The organism is Streptomyces sp. NPDC104226 (assembly GCF_055584085.1).
This window is the reverse complement of the sequence record NZ_JBVJMS010000001.1, coordinates 288874-307427: the sequence shown is the minus strand read 5'-3', so window position 1 is coordinate 307427 and position 18554 is coordinate 288874. Positions and strand designations below refer to the sequence as shown.

Here is an 18554-nt window from a genome sequence, read left to right as displayed (position 1 = left end):
TGGAGGAACCTGTGGGAAATGCCGAGCCGCGGCCGCGGTCGCACTCTTGCGCGGGGGGTCCTGGCGCGGCAGGGGTGGAGGGTCTGCGCGCGCACGGGTTCGCCCGCTACGGTGCCGAGCAGCTCGGCGTCGTTCCCGGCGGCTCCACGGCGAGGGATCTGGCCCGGCTCCAGGAGGGCTTCGCGGCCCTGCCGGCCGACCCGTACGCACCGGGAACGAACCGGTTCCGCCGCTACTCCCACGCCGTGTACCTGCCGTGGAAGGACGAACTGTCCTGGATCCCCGGCATCCCCGACCCCGTACACGGTACGGTCACCAATTTCTCCCAGGGCGAGGACGACCCCGAGCGTCCGCGAACGCTCCGCGTGCTCCCCGGCATCCCCGAGGACCTGCGCGGCAACGCCCTGCTGCTGCGGCTCCTGAGGTGGGACATCGAGCAGGTCCTGTCCCTGAGGGATCTGACGAGACGGCCGCTGTGGGCCGGGGTCCACCTGATCCGGCTCGGCGTCGACCTCCCCGGCCAGGATGCCGTCTCCTCCCCGAACTGCCTTCACCAGGACGGGGGTTCCGCAAGCACGTTCACGTTCGCCCACCTGATCGGCCGTACCAACGTCACGGGTGGCGAGAACGTCATCGCCACGCCGGGCAGTGCGGGCCTCCAGCCCGAGGACCCGTGGGCGGACGTCCACGCCAGCTTCACCCTCACCGAACCGCTGGAGGGCTACGCCGTCCACGACCACAGGGTCAGCCACTACGTCGGCCCGGTGCGCAGGGGCCCCGAACCGGGACCGGGCGGCCGGTCGATCCTCATCGTCGGCCTCGCCCCGTACGTCCCCCAGCTGTAACAGTGGCACCCAAGTACCGATGTCTGAGTCGCCCATGACGAGCTGGGTTGTCCGGCTGCGACGGTAGATCGGCTTGGGGCGTCCTCGTTCAGGCCCGAGGCTTACCCTGCGTTCCATGGACCTGGATGCTGAACTCAGTGCTCTAGCAGCCCAAGATGACCTACCCGCTGACCTGGTGTGGCGCCTGCTCCAGCACCCGGGGGCTCGGCGCGCGGTGGCGTTGCTGCGTCGGGACCTTACTGACGAACTGATAGCGGAGATCATCGAGCTCGGCTCCGTACGGACTCTCGCCGCGAACTCCTCCGTGCCCTCTCGGATCAGGGCTCGCCTTGCGGAGCATCCGGAGCCGTCCGTTCGGTGTGCGGTCGCGGCGAGCGTCAGGGATGAGCCTCTGGGGCTGCTCGCCCGTCTGGCGGCCGATCCGGACCCTTCCGTGCGGTCGTTCCTTGCGATGAACGAGCATCTGCCGGCGGAGTTGCTGGCCCTCCTGGCCGCGGACTCGGAGGCCAGTGTGCGATCGTCGGTCATCCAGCGCTGGCGCGATGCTCCGGACGACGTCCGCAGGATGTTGCTGACGGATGCCGACCCAGGCATTCGCAGTGGCAGTGTTCGGGCATTCGTCCCTCCCGCGGACCTCCTGCCCGGACTGCTGGCAGATCCGGCGACGCGCGCTGCTGCGGTCGCCCATGCCGTGCCAACTCCCGAACTGGCGTCCGACCCCGATTCCGAGGTCCGTGAGGCCGTCGCCGCACATCCGCACCTGCCTCCCGGTCTGCGCGACCTGCTGGCAGGTGACCAGGACATCTTCGTCAGGAACGAGATCGCGGCCCGGTCGGATATCCCGCCGGCGCTGCGTGAACAGGTTATGGCCACCCTGGAGCCCGACAGCCTTCTTGCTGAGTGGATGCTGTCGTTCCGTCGCGGCACCCACACGTGTCCCCCAGCCGCATCGACCCCGCCTAATCTCACGCGGCAACAGGCAGAGTCCTTGCTCGCTCAGGCCGGGCTGTAAGGATGAGCTCCTGTCGTCAAGCTGCCTGAGGCAGGACGGCCACGCCGGACCTCCGATTGTCGGCTGCTACTGGCAGTGGACGTCCCCCCGTGGTTCGAGACATCGTCGAGCGCCTGGTGGGGGACGGCGGGTCACGAAGACGCCTGCACGACGGGACATCGGGGTCTCCGATCCGGAGGGGGACCCGCCCTACGTACCCCACGTCCCCGGTCGCGTCCCCGCAGCGCGGCGGACCCAGGCCGACAGGGCAGGGGGATGTGGCCCAGGACGCGCCCGAGCGGACTCTGTCCTGTGGAGGACATGGCCCGTCCCGGACACGGGAGAACCCTGGAGCACCCTCCCTCTCCTGCGGCAACCTTGATCACGTCAGCCCAACGCCGTACCACTCGGGGGAATCCGGTCATGTCCAGCCGTCTCAAGGCCGCCACGCTCGGCGCCGTCACCGCCACGCAGACCACCCGTGCAGAGCGTGCGACGGACCAGGAGGACTTTCGCTGGGACTGCGTCCCGCCGGTGGCGTGATGGCGTGGCGTCAGCCCGTGTTCTGCACGTGGCGGGCCAGCCACGTCAGCAGGGCGTCCAGGTCGGCGGCGGCCGAGAGGACCCGGTCGACGGCCTCGGGGGTGTGCAGCCACTCCTCGCAGCCGAGGGGGCGGGCGGCGATCAGCGAGCGGTGGCGCAGCAGGTCCGTACGGGAATGGTCCGCCGGATAGCCGCGCGGGGGACGCTTCATCACGTCGCCGGAGATCTCGTAGCCCTTCCTCCGTACGTCCTCGACGATGGCGGACAGTTCGCGTCCGCTCCCCTCGGAGGCCACGGCCTTGCGGAACCTGTCCACCTGGCCGGGATCGGGGTACCACCAGGCGCCCTGGATCCGCAGGCCGTCCAGGGAGAAGCGGAGACCGATCTCGACCTTGCGGCCGATGCGGATCACGGCGCTCTGGTTCTGCCACCACCAGGAGTCGGTGCGGTAGTGCCAGACGGAGAAGTCCTCGTACCGGGGGTCCGCGTCCGCGACCTCGTTGAGCAGGCCGATCATCGGCTGCCGAACCAGGCGTTCGCGGTCCGCACGACAGCGCTCGCGCGTCGCGTGGGCCGGCTCGCCCCGGAGCTCCCACAGGACGTCCATGGCCTGCTCAGGCCAGCCGGTGAACTGTCTGCGCATGCGGGCAGGTTAGCCCACCGACGGTGCCGTTGCTCCTCCCGTGCCGCCGAGCGGATCGGACGCGCGCCGTGGCCGGGCGAGCTCCGGCGGCATTGTCAGTGGGGGGCAGGAAGATGACCTGCATGACCGAAAACAGCTCCCTGCTTTCCCCTGCCGCCTACACCGAGGCCGTGACCGTCGCCCTGGCGGCGTCGGCCGCGTACTACGGCGACGGGACCACCCCGCTCGGTGACGACGAATACGACGGGCTGCTCCGCGCCATCGCGGCCTACGAGGAGGCGCACCCGGAGGAGGTGCTGGCCGAGTCGCCGACCGGGAAGGTCGCGGGCGGGGCCGTCCAGGGCGACGTGCCGCACTCGGTGCCGATGCTCTCCCTCGACAACGTCTTCGACGCCGACGAGCTCGCCGAGTGGGCCGCAGGGCTGGAACGGCGTCTCGGACGACCCGTGGCCGGATGGTGCGTGGAGCCGAAGCTCGACGGCCTCGCGGTCGCCGCCCGGTACCGGGGCGGCCGGCTCGTTCAGGTCCTCACCCGCGGCGACGGCCAGTCCGGCGAGGACATCACCCATGCCGCCGACGCCGTCCTCGGTCTGCCCCCGGTCCTCACCGAGCCGATCGACGTCGAGCTGCGCGGCGAGGTCCTGCTGACGACCGCGCAGTTCGAGGAGGCCAACCGGATCCGGCTCGCCCACGAGGCCACGCCGTTCGCGCACCCCCGCAGCGGAGCGGCCGGCACCCTGCGGGCCAAGGACCGCCCCTACCGGATCGAGTTGACCTTCTTCGCCTACGGCGCGATCGGCCTGGACGACCTCGGCCACGCCGCCCTGCTGGAGAACCTGGCCGCGCTCGGCGCGAACACGGCCGCCGACACGGCCGTCGCCCCGCTGCGGTGCGAGACCGTGGAGCAGGTGCAGGAACGCATCGACGCGATCGCCGGCCTGCGCGCGGACCTGCCCTTCGGGATCGACGGTGTCGTCGTCAAGGCCGACACCGCCGAGGACCAGCGGCAGGTCGGCAACGGCTCGCGCGCCCCGAGGTGGGCGGTGGCCCGGAAACTGGCGGCCGAGCACAAGGTGACGCGGCTGCTGGCGGTGGAGTGGAACGTCGGCCGGACCGGGATCATCGCCCCGCGCGCGGTCCTGGAGCCCGTGGTCATCGACGGGGTGACGGTCACCTACGCCACGCTCCACAATCCGTCCGACATCACCCGTCGCGGACTCATGATCGGCGACCAGGTGTTCGTCTACCGGGCCGGCGACGTGATCCCCCGGGTCGAGGCACCGCTGGCCGACCAGCGCACCGGCGCCGAGAGCCCGATCGTCTTCCCCGAGGCCTGCCCCCGCTGCGGCGACGCCATCGACACCTCCGAGCAGCGCTGGCGGTGCGTGCGGGGCCGCAACTGCCAGGCCGTGGCCTCGGTGATCTACGCGGCCGGCCGCGACCAGCTCGACATCGAAGGCCTCGGCGGCACGCGCGCGATCCAGCTCGTGGAGGCCGGCCTGGTGCATGACATCGCCGACCTGTTCACACTGACCCGCGAGGCGCTCCTCGGTCTGGAGCGCATGGGCGAGACCAGCGCCACCAACCTCCTGGCCGCGATCGAGACCGCCCGCGGGGCGGCATTGAGCCGCGTGTTCTGCGCCCTCGGTGTCCGCGGCACCGGGCGCACCATGTCCCGGCGGATCGCCGCACACTTCGGCTCGATGGCCGCGATCCGGGCCGCCGACGCGGACCTGCTGGCCGGGGTCGCCGGCATCGGCACCGAGAAGGCCCGCGTCGTCGCGGCCGAACTCGTCGACCTCGCCCCGCTCCTCGACAAGCTCCAGGCCCAACAGGTCGGCACACAGGTCTCCGAGCCGCAGGGGGCCGCAGCCGACGCGCCCGACGGCGAGGAGCCGGCCGGCGGCCCGCTGGCCGGCCAGGCCGTCGTGGTGACCGGCTCCATGACGGGCCCCCTCGAGGTGCTGTCCCGCAACGAGATGAACGAGTTGATCGAGCGGGCGGGCGGCAAGGCGTCATCGTCGGTTTCCAAGCGCACCACGCTCCTCGTGGCGGGCGAGAAGGCCGGATCCAAGCGCACCAAGGCCGAGGAACTGGGCATCCGCATCCTCGACCCCGAGGAATTCGCCGCCCTCGTCGCCGACCTCCTCACTCCTGAAGTTACCGAGGGGTAGCCACGAGGTGGGCCGCGCGGTACCGTCGGGCTTCTCGAGGGGAGAAGCATGTCTCGTACGCTGACCGTGTCCGACAGCATCGTCGTCAATGTCCGTCCCGCAGAGGTCTACCGGCGCATATCCGATCCCGCGCGGATGGGGGACTGGAGCCCGGAGAACCTCGGCGCCACCGTGCGCGGGGGTGCCCGGGAGCCAAGCGTCGGCATGGTCTTCGACGGCCGGAACAAGCGCGGCGCCTTCCGCTGGACCACCCGGTGCACCGTGACGGCGCTCGAGCCGGACAAGCTGTTCCGGTTCCGGGTGCATGCCATCGGCATCACGCGGCCCCGGCTCCCAGGTCCCATCGCCACCTGGGAGTACCGCTTCGAGCCCGTCTCGGAAGGGACCCTGGTCACCGAGACGTGGACCGACGACCGCCGGTCGTGGCCGGACTTCGTGGCGAACACCTTCGACCGGGTGGCCACGGGCGGCAGCGTCTTCGCCGATTTCCAGCGCAGGAACATCGCCACGACCCTGCGCAACCTCAAGAAGGCCTTGGAAACCGGCTGAAACGCCGGGGCGTCCGTCCGTTCGCCCGCTCTGACCTCGGCTTATCGTTGGCCTGGACTATTGCGGAGAGCGATCGGTTCGGGAATGATCTCCCGCCGTGACCCTCTTCCTCGCCGTTGCACTCGGCGTGCTTCTCGTCGGACTCCTCCGTTCCGGCATCCCCGGCCGTGCCGACCGCTGGACCGAAAAGCACTTCGTGGCGTCCGCCTACGGTCTTCCGCCCCGCGAGGCGCTCGACAACCGGCGCGCCGGTCCTCCGCCTGCGGCCCACCGGGCACAGGAGAGGCAGGACGTCGCCGACGCCGCATGGCAGGGGGACTGGAAGACCGCCGCGCGGTACGTCCGGGCGGCGGGGGACGACTGGGACGCGCGCTGGGACCGGCTTGAGCTCCTGCAGCACGTCGCCCGGGAGGACGGCGCCTGGCTCGACGCCTGGCGCACCGCCGAGCCGGCCGACTGCGACGCGGCCACCGTCCACGCACGCCTCATGGTCCACCGGGCCTGGGAGATCCGGGGCAGCGGCTTCGCCCACGAGGTCCTGGACTCGGACATGAGGCGCTTCCGCGCCATGCTCCCGGCCGCGATCGAGGAGGCCCGCGCGGCCGCACTGCTCGACCCCGCGAACCCGGGCCCCTGGGTGGTCATGGTCACCGCGGCGCGCGGAGCCCAGTACGGCCACGCACAGTTCAAGCCGCTGTGGGAGGGGCTCATTGCCCGCGCACCCCACCACTACGAGGGGCATTGGCAGGCCCTCCAGTACTGGTGCGCCAAGTGGTACGGCAGCAACCGGCGGATGATGCGGTTCGCACGCCAGGCGGTCCGCAAGGCACCGGCGGGCAGCCCGCTCGCCGGGATCTACCTGCACGCGCTGAGCGAGCTCGCCGACCGGTCCTCCGCCGCCTCCCTGCCGGTTACTCCCTGGACCAGGAGCCTGCTGAAGCGGACCGCCGCTTCCTTCGACCAGGTCGCCGCGGACGACGAGCGCCTGCCGGTCCTACGCCACCTGCTGGCGCACTACATGCTCCAGTCGATGATGTACGGTCCCGCCCTGGAGCAGTTCCGCCGGATCGGGCCGTGGTGCGGAGCCGAACCCTGGCGCAAGGCGGGGAACCCGGTCATGGCGTTCGAGGCGGCTCGCGGAAGGGCCGTGAAACTGTCCCGGGCACGCCCCACCCCCGCGGCACAGGGCTACGGGATGGCGCGTTAGACGTCGGTTCGTGCGACCACGGCCTCCGACGCCCGCCAGGTCTCGGGGTCTTCGCGAAAACAAACGTGCGATGGTCGCTCGTGCGTGATAGTCACATGTCTCACGGGTGGCGCTCCATGCCTTCCCGTGAGGACACAGCAAGGGGTGGGGAGATGGCGGTGCTCCGTCAATGGGGGCTTGCGCTGGGGAAATGGGGCGGCAGGCCCCTCGCACGGGTCCAGGAGGACTCCGGCGATCCGGACGTGCGACGGGTGCGCGAGGCCGCCGCGGCCGCGGACTGGACCGGTGTGCGCGAGGTGCTCGAAACACGTCCCGAGAGCGACGACCGGACCGAACTGCTCTGGGCGGTCGGTGACACCGCCGGGGTGGAACGGTGGATCGTCCCGGTCCTCGAAGCAGACCCCGACGCGTCGCTGGCCCGGCTCGTGGCGGGCGTCCGCCACATCAGCTGGGGCTGGGATGCCCGGACCGGCGCCAGGGCGTCGGAGGTCTCGCGCGAGCAGTTCGAGGTGTTCCACGCGCGACTGCGCAGCGCCGAGGAGTGGCTCTACGAGGCGGCTGAGCGCGAGCCGCTGTGGACCTCGCCCTGGTACGGCCTCCAGCTCACCGGCCGCGGACTCCAGGTCGGGGCGCCCACCGCACGCCGCCGCTTCGAGGCGACCGTGCGCCGCGATCCGCACCACCTGGGAGCGCACCAGCAGCAGTTGCAGCAGGTCTGCGAGAAGTGGGGCGGCTCGCACGAGGAGGCGCACGCCTTCGCCCGGGACTCCGCCTTCGGCGCCCCCGCCGGCACGCAGCTGGGCCAGCTCGTGGCCATCGCCCACATCGAGCAGTGGCTTTCCCCCGACTCCGGTCCGGACGATGCGTACATGCGCAGACCCGAGGTCGCGGAGTCCCTGCGGGCGGCGGCCGACCACTCCTTCCGGCACCCGGACTTCGAGCGCCGGGCCGGATGGACCCAGGTCCTCAACACCTTCGCCATGGCGTTCTCCCTCGCGGGGGACCGCGAGGCGGCACGGGAGTGTTTCGACGCCACCCAGGGCCGTGTCACCGAGTTCCCCTGGTACTACGTCAACGGCTCCGACCCCGCTGCGGCCTACCGCAAGCAGCGCGCGTCGACCGGACGCTGACCGGCTGACGCGCTGACCCGGCGGCCGCCCGGCCCACCACGAGCAGCAGCCGTCGCGGTCGCCGCCGGCCCCGAGCCCGGTCCGGCCGCTCCCGCCTCCGCGGCCGCGTACCGGCTGCCGACGGATCGTTCCCAAGGGCTCCACCCGGCCGGGCGACCGGTGCGGCACGGCGCTCTGCTCGTGCCGCACCCCTCGGGTCGCACCCCCGCCACACCCTCGCGCCACACCCCCACGAGCTCCTCCCTTCCGCCTCCGCCCGCGCCGCCCACGGCGTCGGCGGACCCACCGAAAGATGCCGCCAGGTGCCCGATTCCGAGACGTCCCACACCTTCCAGGTCGACCTGCGCGGCCTGGTCGACCTGCTCTCCCACCACCTCTACTCCAGCCCCCGCGTCTACCTGCGCGAGCTGCTGCAGAACGCCGTGGACGCCATCACCGCACGCCAGACCCTCGCGCCCGGCTCCCCGGCCTCCATCACGGTGCGCACCGGCCCTACCCTCACAGTGACGGACACCGGCGTCGGGCTGACCGAGGCCGACGTCCACCGGTTCCTCGCGACCATCGGGCGCAGCTCCAAGCGGACCCTGGAGGGCGCCGGGCTCGACGCCGCCCGCGGGGACTTCATCGGCCAGTTCGGCATCGGGCTGCTGGCCTGCTTCGTGGTCGCCGACGAGATCACCGTGCTCAGCCGCTCGGCGGCCGACCCCTCGGCGCCCGCCGTCGAATGGCGCGGCCACTCCGACGGCCGCTACACCATCCGCACCCTCCCCGCCTCGGCCGTGCCGGAGCCGGGCACCACCGTGCGCCTCACCCCGCGCGCCGACAACGCCGAGTGGACCAGTCCGCAGAAGGTCGTCGAACTGGCCCGGCACTACGGCGGCCTCCTGCGGCACGAGGTCACGGTCGAAGGCCCGCGCGGCGAGATCGACAAGATCAACGAGACGGCCCCCTGGGAGCAGACCCACCGCTCTCCGCTGGCCCGCCGCGAGGCACTGACCGCGTACTGCCGGAGCCAGTTCGGCTTCACGCCCCTCGACACCATCGAGCTCGACCTGCCGGCCGCCGGGCTGCGCGGGGTCGCCTACGTCCTGCCCACGGCCATGAGCCCGGCACAGCGGGCCGGCCACCGCGTCCACCTCAAGGGCATGCTCCTCACGGACCAGGCACCCGAACTGCTCCCGGAATGGGCCTTCTTCGTCCGCTGTGTCGTCGACACCACGAGCCTGCGGCCGACCGCCTCGCGGGAAGCCCTGTACGAGGACGGCACCCTGTCCGCCGTACGGGACGCCCTGGGCGACCGGATCCGCGACTGGCTCACCGGCCTCGCCGCCAGCAGCCCCTCCCTGCTGCACCGTTTCATCGAAACGCACCACCTCGCCGTGAAGGCCCTGGCCCGCTACGACGACGAGCTGCTGCGCATCGTGCTGCCGTGGCTGCCGTTCGAGACCACCGACGGCAACGTCACGCTGGAGGAGTTCGCGCGGACCCACCCGGCCCTCCTGATCACGCGCAGCGTCGAGGAGTTCCGCCAGGTCGCGCCCATCGCCTCGGCGGCCGGTCTCGGCGTCGTCAACGGCGGCTACACCTACGACCGGGACCTCGTGCTCAGGCTGCCCGAGATCCGGCCGGGGACCTCCGTCACCGACCTGGACCCGGCCACGGTCACCGCCCATCTCGACGCCGTGGACCCGTCCGCCGAGCTCCGCGCGGCGGCCTTCCTCGCGGTCGCCCGGGAGACCGTCGGCGTTCACGACTGCGACGTCGTCCTGCGCGACTTCCAGCCGGTCACGGCTTCCGCGCTGCTCCTCGACAACCGGGAGGCCCGGCACGAGCGGACCAGGTCGAGCCTGGCAGCCGACAGCGACGGCGTGTGGGCCGACATCCTCGGGTCCCTGCGCAACGAGACCCCGCGGGCCCAGCTCGTCCTGAACCACCTCAACCCGCTGGTGCGCCAGGCGATCACCATCGCCGAGCGCGGGCTGGCCGTCACGACGGCGGAAGCCCTCTACGGCCAGGCGCTGCTGCTCAGCCGCCGCCCGCTCCGGGCCAGCGAGAGCGCCCTGCTGAACAGGGCCTTCATCGGCCTGCTCACCCACGCCATGCACCACAGCGGTACCGCCGCACCCGGCTCCGAGCCCCGGAAGGAACTGTAGATGCTGGACACCCCCGAGGCCGTGGTCGAGGCGCTCCGCGAGAACCACGACCGTCCGCACGGCCTGCACCGCACCGTCACCGCCGAGGAGATCGTCGATGCGGCCGAGCTCCTCGACGAGCCCGACACCCTCGTCACGGCGCTGCTGGAGCTGATGGCCTCGTACGAGTTCACCGGCGAGCACCGCAAGTCGCCCGTCGTCTTCGCCCGGCTGCTCAAGCTGTGGGACACCGTCCCCGACACCTTCAGCCCGTGGGAGGCCCGTCAGGTCTTCTGGCGCTTCAAGTGGGTCACCACCTCGCTGCTCCAGGTACCCGAAGTACCGCTGACCGCGATCCACGGCTGGATCGACACGATGCGCGGCCGCTACGCAGCGGCCGACCACGGCATGCAGCCGGTCGCGGCGATGCGCTACCACGTCGCGAACCACACGGGTACCGGCCTCGCCGACGCCTACGACCTCTGGGCCACCCGAGCGCGTACCGAGCTGAGCGACTGCGAGGCGTGCGAGATCCGCCACCTCGCCGAACACCAGGTGGAGTCGGGTGAGGACGAAGGCGCCCTGGAGATCTGGGGTCCCGTCCTCCAGGGCGAGACCGGGTGCACCGAGGAACCGCAGCTGAGCCGGTCGCGCTCGCTCCTGCCGCTGCTGCGCGCCGGCCGCGCCGACGAGGCCCGCTCCCACCACCTCAGCGGCTACCGCCAGGTCCGGGGGAACACCGGCACGCAGGACGCCGTGGGCCTCCACCTGGAGTTCTGCGCCCTGTCCCGCAACGAGGGCCGGGGCCTGGAGATCCTCGCCGAGAACCGCCCGCTGTTCGAGGCGACCGGCGCCCCCCTGGCGCACCTCGGCTTCCTCACCGGAGCCGGGGTGCTGCTCACCCGCCTCGTGGAGGACGGGCACGCCGACACCGCCGTCGCCGGACCGCCCGGGCGCGACTGGACCGCCGGCACGCTCCTCGACCACGTCCGCTCCGAAGCCGACCGCCTCGCGGCCGCCTTCGACGCCCGCAACGGCACCGGCACCGTCGGGGACCGCCTCCGCACCCGCCTCGTGCAGCGCCCGCTCCTCGACGAGCCGTTGCCGCTCGGTCTGCGCACCCAGGCCACCCGGCCCGCCGCGTCCGTGGCCGCGCCGGCCGCCGTGACACCCGTGGCCGGCGCGGACCTCTCGCAGGACGTGGCCTCCCTGGTCCGCGAAGCACGCCGACTGGCCGCCGCAGGCCACCCGGGGGACAGCCGGCTCTGGGACCGCATCGAAGAACGCCTGGCCGAAGGGGACTTCGCCCACGACGAGGAGCTCGGCCCGCAGGACCTGCTGACGGCAGAGCTCGCCGAACAGCGGGCCTACAAGCACACCAAGAAGGGTCGGGACGAGGAGGGCGCCACCGAACTGAAGCGGGCGGCCGAGCTGTACGAGGGCCTGGAGATGCCCTGGCGCGCGCTCAACGCACGCTCCCGCGCCCTGGCCTGGCGGACCGGCTCCGAGGACGAGGACACGGACCGCGAGGCGATCCGCACGGGCCTCGACACGATCCTGGCCGAGGCTGAGCACCTCCGGGCCCAGGCTCCCCTGACGGCCGAGACCGCACTGGACTACCTCACCCTCCGGTACGCCGCCGCCTTCGCCGCCTACCAGGACGCGATGCGGGACCTGCCGGAGACCGAAGGGCCCGCAGCGGAGCGGTTCCACGCCCAGGCCCGCACCCTGCGCGCCGAGGCGGAGCGGCTGTCCGTACCCCACCACGTGGCCAACGCGCTGCAGCTCACCGCGGACCTGGCCGGCCGCGGAGGAGACACGGGAGCGGCCGAGGAACTGCTGCGCGCTGCCCTCGACGCCGCGGACGCCTCGGAGCGGCCCTGGCGCGGTACGCGCCCGCGTGCACTGCTCGCGCAGTTCCTGCTCGCCAAGGGCGAGCCCGACGAAGCGGCGGAGCTCCTGCACCGGGCGCTCGCCGACGCGGCCCGGTACGACGACACGGACTTCGCGCTGGCCCCCACGTACTCCCTGCTCGGGCACGCGCTCTCGCACCTCGGGGACCTGGGCGGCGCCGTACGCCACTTCTCCGAGGCTGCCGCGCTCTTCGACCAGGACGGGGAGCAGGCCGAAGCCGTGGACGTACGCCTCCAGCTCGCCGACGTGCTGGGGCGCGGTGGCCGGCCGGAGGACGCGGTCGCCGTCCTGGAATCCCTCCTGGCGGACGAGGCACAGGCCCCGGACAACGAACGCGCCTTCGCCCAGGCCCGCCTGTCCCTGGCCCGCGGGCTGCGGGAGCTCGGCGAACACCTGCCGGCGGCGGAGGAGTTCCTGCGCCTGGCGGACACCGTCGCCGCGTGGGAGGACGACCGCCCGGTCCAGACCCTGGTGGCGGCGGAGGCCGCCATGACCCTGGCCATGGCCGACCGGTGGGACGCGGCGGACACCGCCTACGAGCGGGCCGTCGCCGCGCACGCCGAGGCGCCGAACCCGTCGCTGGTCATCACCATGATGTGCCAGTTCGCGCGCCTCACGGTCCAGGCGCGGGCAGCTGAAGGCCTGGAAGCGGCGCTGGAGCACCTCGCGCGCGCGGACGCCGTCCGTGCCCAAGTGCCTCAGGACGCCGAGGACTTCGCCCACTGGTACGAGCGCGGCGCCGTGCACTACCGCCGGGCCTGCGTCCTGGCGGAGACCGAGCGTTTCGAGGAGGCCCTGCCCGAGGCGGAGGCCGCCGTCGCGGCGCACGAGGAGGGCGGGGAGCACGGGGAGGTGCCGCGCGCCGAAGCGGTCCGGATGGCCGCCCTGATCGAGGGGAAGGGCCTCGGCCTCTTCCAGAAGGCGACGGCCCGGCTCACCGACGCCGCAGCCCGCTGCCGCCATGCCGGCCTCCCCGAGGCCGCCGACATCCTGGAGGCCCTGCGGCAGGACTACCTCCGCCGATAACACCCGGCCCGGCAGACGATACGCAGACGGCGCGGGCCGCCACATCACGGTGGCGGCCCGCGCCGAGCTCGTTTGTAATAGGTCAATTGACCCTGTGGCCATTACCGTATGCTGCCTTCGGCGCTTCGCCCCGGTCCGGACGGAACGGGCCCGCGGACGTCCGAAGGAGAGGTGTGTCGTGATCGAGCGGTACACGCGCCCCGAGATGGCGGCGCTGTGGAGCGAGGAGACGAAGTACGCGACCTGGGTGCGCGTCGAGGTGCTGGCGAGCACCGCGCAGGCATCCCTCGGGCTGGTGCCCGAGGAGGCCCTGGCCGACATCCGGCGGGCTCCGGCGCCGGCCGTCACGAGGATCCGGGAGCTGGAGGCCGAGCGGGACCACGAGATCCTCGCCTTCCTCGCCGCCTGGACCGAGACCATGCCGGCCGAATCGGCGCGCTGGGTCCACCACGGGATGACCAGCTACGACCTGGTCGACACCGCCCAGGGCGTGCTGCTGGCCCGAGCCGTCGACCTCGTGCTGGACGCGGCCCACACGCTGACCGGACTGCTGATCGACCGTGCCCTCGAGCACTGGGACACGGTCTGCGTGGCCCGCACCCACGGCGTCCACGCCGAGCCGACCACCTTCGGCCACAAGCTCGCCGTCCACGCCCACGCGCTGCACCGCTGCACGGCCCGGCTCACCGCCGCCCGCCGGGCCGTCGCCGTGGGAACCCTCTCCGGAGCCGTCGGGACGTACGCGCACATCTCCCCGCAGGTCGAGACGTACGTCTGCGGCGAGCTCGGCCTGGGCATCGAGCCCCTCCCCACCCAGGTCGTCGCCCGTGACCGGCACGCCGAGCTGCTCGGCGCGCTCGCGATCACCGGCGCCGTGGTGGAGCAGTTCGCCCTGGAAATGCGGCTCCTGCAGCGCACCGAGGTCGGGGAGGTCGAGGAACCCCGAAGCGGCGCCTACCAGGGCTCCAGTGCGATGCCGCACAAGCGGAACCCGACCACCAGCGAACGGCTGTGCGGCCTCGCCCGCATCCTGCGCGCGAACGCCGGAGCCGCGTACGAGAACATCGCGCTGTGGCACGAGCGCGACCTCGCGCACTCCTCGGTCGAGCGCGTCGTCCTCCCCGACAGCCTCACCGTCGCCCACTACCAGCTGGTCTCCGCCTCCGAGCTCCTTGCCGGCCTCACGATCGACGGCGAACGGATGGCCCGCAACCTGCAGGCCACCCGCGGCCTCGTCCACTCCTCCGAGGTCTTCCTCGGCCTCACCGCCGAAGGCACCGACCGCGAGAGCGCCTACCGCCTCGTCCAGGCCGCCGCCGCCGACGCGCACACGTCCGGGTCCTCCCTGGCCGAGGCGCTCTCGGCCCGTGGTGTGGAGGCCCCCGACGCGTGGTTCGACCCCCGCCGCTTCCTCGGCAACCGCGACCACCTGAAGTCCCGACTCGACACCCTCAAGAAGGAGCACCACCGCCATGTGGACATGTGAACTGGTCATCGGAGCCGGCCTCGACGTCGCCGAGGTCGCCGCCCTCTACCGGGCCTCCACCCTTGCCGAGCGCCGCCCGGTCGAGGACACCGGCCGTTTCACGAGCATGCTGGCCGGCGCCAACCTGGTCGTCACCGCCCGGGACGGCGAGGGCCGCCTGATCGGCATCGCACGCTCCCTCACGGACGGCGCGTACTCCACCTACCTCAGCGACCTCGCCGTCGACGTCGCCTGGCAGGGCAAGGGCGTCGGCCGCGACCTCATCCGTGCCACCCGCGAGGCCGCACCGCGGGCCAAGGTGATCCTGCTCGCGGCCCCCGCGGCCGTCGACTACTACCCGCACATCGGGTTCGAGCGCCACGACTCGGCCTGGACCATGACCGCCGCCGCCACAGGCTGACCTGTCGGCAGACGCCGACATCGGAACTCGAAGTCGGCCGCCCGGGTCCTGTGGCTGAGGATTCGGGTCATTGGTCCGCCGCCGTGCGTCGTGCGGCGGGCTTAGGCTGCGGATATGCCCCTTCACGCCCGCCTCGCGCCCGGTTGCCGCCCTCGCGGCTGCCGGGCGCCCGCGCGGCGTGTGCACGGCCGCCGGGTGCGGTACGCGATCGGCTCCGAGCGGGGCCAGGTCAACGGCATGCGATGGCTGTGCGCTGAGCGCACCGCGCGGGACGCCTGAGGGAGTCTCCCCTCCCGTCCCCCCCCGCCACCCCTCGCCGAACCCCACGCGGACACGCTCCCGCGCCCGGCTCGCCCGCTGCCGACTCCGAGCCGTGGGGATCCGTACGCAGCCCGTCCGGGCCGACCGGCGGACGAAGCCCCGTCACCACACCGGCCGCCGACGCGTCCGTGTACTGCGGATCGGCAACCCCGCGCAGTTCAGCGCCGTTCATGCGATGTCACCAGAGATCATGACGTTCCGGGCGTACGCCTGAGCCGTCCGACCCGCCCCGACGCAGACGTCCGGGGCCCGACCGCCCGCCACGACGAAGAAGCAGGAGAAGTTCATGAGCACGCCCGACCCGGTGACGCCCCCGGCCCCCGACCTCTCGGTGGCCCGGCGGCGCAGCGCCGAACTGAAAGGCCTGATCGCCGCCGATCCGGGCCGGTTCCGGGTGCTGACCGGCGACCGTCCGACCGGACGGCTGCACCTGGGGCACTACTTCGGGACCCTGCAGGGCCGGGTACGGCTCCAGGACCTGGGCGTGGACACCTTCGTGATCGTGGCCGACTACCAAGTCCTCACCGACCGGGACGTCGCCGAACACCTGGCCGAGCACGTCGAGGAACTCGTCCTCGACTACCTCGCGGCCGGCATCGACCCCGAACGGTCCACCATCTTCGCGCACAGCGCGCTGCCCGCCCTCAACCAGCTCCTGCTGCCCTTCCTCTCCCTCGTCTCGATCGCGGAACTGCGCCGCAACCCCACCGTCAAGGACGAGATCGCCCACTCCCGGCAGGCCTCGGTCAGCGGGCTGATGTTCACCTATCCGGTACACCAGGCCGCCGACATCCTCTTCTGCAAGGCCGGGGTGGTGCCCGTGGGGCAGGACCAGCTCCCGCACCTGGAGGTCACCCGCACCATCGCCCGCCGCTTCAACGAGCGCTACGGGACGAACGGGCCGGTCTTCCCCGAGCCCGACGCCCTGCTCTCCGCCGCCCCGCTGCTGCTCGGCACCGACGGCACCAAGATGAGCAAGTCCCGCGGCAACGCCATCTCCCTGTCGGCCACCGCCGACGAGACCGCCCGGCTCCTCAAGGGCGCCAAGACCGACGCGGTCCGCCGCATCACCTACGACCCGGCCGCCCGCCCCGAGGTCTCCAGCCTCGTGCTGCTCGCCGCGCTGTGCCAGGGCCGCGACCCGCAGACGGTCGCCGAGGAGATCGGCGACGGCGGCGCGGCCCAACTGAAGAAGGTCGTCACCGAGGCCGTCAACGAACACTTCGCCCCCCTGAGGGCACGCCGTACGGAGCTCGCGGGCGACCGGGGGCACGTACGGGACGTCCTGCGGCGCGGCAACGAGCGCGCGAACGCGGTGGCCGAGACCACCCTCGCCGAGGTCCGGGCCGCCATGGGCATGGCGTACTGATGCCCGGCACCGCGTGGTTGCGGCACGCCGCCGAGATCCGCGCCGTCCCCGTCGACCGCGCCCTCGTCACGCGCGGTGCCCTGGGCATGCTCGTCCCGCTCGCCGTCGGCCAGCTGGCCGGGCGGCCCGACCTGGGCGCCGCGGCCGGCCTCGGCGCCTACGGTGCGGCCGTCGACGACACCGCCGCACCCTGGCGCACCCGCGCCCTCACCCTCCTCCTGCCGCAACTGGGCGGCGCGATCGGACTCGCCCTGGGCCGGATCACCGGCGGCCAGGCGTGGGCGCAGATCCTGCTGGTCGCGGTCGTCGCCCTGGTCTCGGGGCTGCTGTCGACGATCGGCCGGATCAGCGACATGGCCGCCCTGGTCCTGCTGCTCGCCACCGCCATGGGCCTCGGACTGCCCACCGGCCCGCCCTGGTGGCAGGTACCGCTGCTGTTCCTGATCGGCGGCATCCCCCTGATGCTGCTCTCCCTGACCGATGCCCTGCGCCACCCCGGACGCGCCGAACGACAGGCCGTCGCAGGGGCCCTGCGTGCCGTCGCCGACCTCCTCGACGCCGACGAGTCCACCTGGACCGAGCGCCGCCACCGGGCGACCGGAGCCATGGACGCCGCCTACGACACCGTCGTCGTCCGCCGGCTCTCCCCACCCCGTCGGGGCAGCACCTCCGCCCAGCTGGCCGCCCACCTCGACCGGCTGATCGAAGTGATCGCCGCCGCTCCCGCCGTCCGCACCGCACCGGCCCGCGAGTCGGCCGCCGCGTACGCCGACGCGGTACGCCGCGTCGCCGACGCCGTCGAGACGCGGACCCCCGGGCCGATCACCCTGCCACCCACCCCGCCGGACCGGGCCGGACGCGCCCTGCGCGCCGCCGTCGCCGCACTCGCCACGCCCGCAGAGGAGCACGCGGACGGCAGGCCCCGCCTGCTGCCGACGCACCCCGCCCCCGTGCGCCGGCTCGCCGGAGCCGTGGCCGGCAGGTTCCGCGACCCGGCGGCCCGCCGCTACGCCCTCCGCCTGACCCTGTGCCTGACGGTCGCCCAGACCGTCGCCTCGTTCAGCGGCCTGCCGCGCTCCGGCTGGCTGGTGCTGACCGTCGCCCTCGTCGTCCGGCCCGCCCTGGGCACCGTGCCCGCCCGGCTGCTGACCCGTGCCCTCGGCACCACGGCCGGGGTCCTGATCGGACTCGCCGCCACCACGGTCCTGCCCCCCGGCTGGTGGCGCATCGGCGCCGTGGTGGTCCTGACCGGCCTCCTCCAGGCGTACGCCCGCCGCAACTACGCCCTGCAGACCCTCTTCCTGACCCCGGTCATGCTGCTGCTCGCCGATCCTCTGGGCCTGGCGGGCCCGGCCGTACCCGCGGCCCGCCTGCTCGACACCCTGGCCGGCTGCGCCGTCGCCCTCGTCTGCGGCTACCTGCTCTGGCCGGAGGACACCCGCGCCCGGGTCCCCGACCGGCTGGCCCGCGCCTACGAGGCCATGGCCGAGTACGCCGACCACACCCGCACCGCCTCCGGCGACGCCGGGGCCCTGCACACCCTGCGCCGCCGCATCCACGGAGACCTGGCCGCCGTACAGTCCGAACTCACGCGCCTGCACACCGATCCGCGCCACCACGACGCGCTGGAGACATGGCGGGACCACCTCGCCCACGCCGAACAGGTCATGGCCGGCCTCACCACCACAGCCGTCGCGGGCCACCGCGGCACTCCGTGCGGACCACCCCGGGACACGGCAGACCACCTCGCCACCCACCTGCGCCGACGTGCTGAGGACCTGCGCCGCGCCGGGGTGAGACGGTCGAAGCACTGAACGGCAGGCC

14 protein-coding genes are annotated in these 18554 nt (G+C 72.9%); 13 read left to right on the top strand and 1 reads right to left on the bottom strand.

Annotated elements, in window-relative coordinates:
• The first annotated feature begins 74 nt into the window (after positions 1 to 74).
• Entirely contained in the window at positions 75 to 845 is a 771-nt protein-coding gene (locus tag ACZ60J_RS01395) for a 2OG-Fe dioxygenase family protein (protein WP_469677948.1), read from the top strand.
• A gap of 115 nt (positions 846 to 960) precedes the next feature.
• Positions 961 to 1857 (top strand): hypothetical protein, encoded by an 897-nt coding sequence (locus ACZ60J_RS01390; RefSeq protein WP_469677946.1) that lies wholly within the window; start codon positions 961 to 963, stop codon positions 1855 to 1857.
• A gap of 532 nt (positions 1858 to 2389) precedes the next feature.
• Here the strand turns inward: ACZ60J_RS01390 and ACZ60J_RS01385 are convergent.
• Positions 2390 to 3022: a DUF2461 family protein gene (locus ACZ60J_RS01385; RefSeq protein ID WP_469677944.1), complete on the bottom strand. Its 633-nt coding sequence runs from the start codon at positions 3020 to 3022 to the stop codon at positions 2390 to 2392.
• Positions 3023 to 3135: 113 nt separating this feature from the next.
• Between ACZ60J_RS01385 and ligA the strand changes: the two genes are divergently transcribed.
• The 11 genes from ligA (at position 3136) to ACZ60J_RS01330 (ending at position 18544) form a co-directional block, all read left to right on the top strand.
• Positions 3136 to 5196: an NAD-dependent DNA ligase LigA gene (gene ligA, locus ACZ60J_RS01380; RefSeq protein WP_469677942.1), complete on the top strand. Its 2061-nt coding sequence runs from the start codon at positions 3136 to 3138 to the stop codon at positions 5194 to 5196.
• Positions 5197 to 5244: 48 nt separating this feature from the next.
• Positions 5245 to 5745 carry an SRPBCC family protein gene (locus tag ACZ60J_RS01375; protein WP_469677941.1) on the top strand — a complete coding sequence of 167 codons (501 nt, stop codon included), beginning with the start codon at positions 5245 to 5247 and terminating at the stop codon, positions 5743 to 5745.
• 97 nt (positions 5746 to 5842) lie between these two features.
• The gene (locus tag ACZ60J_RS01370) at positions 5843 to 6952 is read left to right on the top strand and encodes a hypothetical protein (protein ID WP_469677939.1); all 1110 of its coding nucleotides are present in this window, start codon (positions 5843 to 5845) and stop codon (positions 6950 to 6952) included.
• Positions 6953 to 7104: 152 nt separating this feature from the next.
• The gene (locus tag ACZ60J_RS01365; protein WP_469677937.1) at positions 7105 to 8082 is read left to right on the top strand and encodes a hypothetical protein; all 978 of its coding nucleotides are present in this window, start codon (positions 7105 to 7107) and stop codon (positions 8080 to 8082) included.
• A 302-nt stretch (positions 8083 to 8384) separates the two neighbouring features.
• Positions 8385 to 10235 carry an HSP90 family protein gene (locus ACZ60J_RS01360; RefSeq protein ID WP_469677935.1) on the top strand — a complete coding sequence of 617 codons (1851 nt, stop codon included), beginning with the start codon at positions 8385 to 8387 and terminating at the stop codon, positions 10233 to 10235.
• Complete coding sequence (locus ACZ60J_RS01355) at positions 10236 to 13154, top strand: hypothetical protein (protein WP_469677933.1); 2919 nt, start codon at positions 10236 to 10238, stop codon at positions 13152 to 13154.
• A 178-nt stretch (positions 13155 to 13332) separates the two neighbouring features.
• Positions 13333 to 14640, top strand: a complete 1308-nt coding sequence (gene purB / locus ACZ60J_RS01350; protein ID WP_469677931.1) for an adenylosuccinate lyase — start codon at positions 13333 to 13335, stop codon at positions 14638 to 14640.
• Positions 14627 to 15040: a GNAT family N-acetyltransferase gene (locus ACZ60J_RS01345; RefSeq protein WP_469677929.1), complete on the top strand. Its 414-nt coding sequence runs from the start codon at positions 14627 to 14629 to the stop codon at positions 15038 to 15040. The genes purB and ACZ60J_RS01345 overlap by 14 nt, the downstream gene beginning before the upstream one ends.
• 114 nt (positions 15041 to 15154) lie before the next feature.
• Positions 15155 to 15319: a tryptophan biosynthesis modulator TrpM gene (gene trpM / locus ACZ60J_RS01340; RefSeq protein WP_469677927.1), complete on the top strand. Its 165-nt coding sequence runs from the start codon at positions 15155 to 15157 to the stop codon at positions 15317 to 15319.
• Between the two features lie 328 nt (positions 15320 to 15647).
• The gene (gene trpS / locus ACZ60J_RS01335) at positions 15648 to 16730 is read left to right on the top strand and encodes a tryptophan--tRNA ligase (RefSeq protein WP_469677925.1); all 1083 of its coding nucleotides are present in this window, start codon (positions 15648 to 15650) and stop codon (positions 16728 to 16730) included.
• Entirely contained in the window at positions 16730 to 18544 is a 1815-nt protein-coding gene (locus ACZ60J_RS01330) for an FUSC family protein (RefSeq protein ID WP_469677923.1), read from the top strand. The genes trpS and ACZ60J_RS01330 overlap by 1 nt, the downstream gene beginning before the upstream one ends.
• Positions 18545 to 18554: the final 10 nt, after the last annotated feature.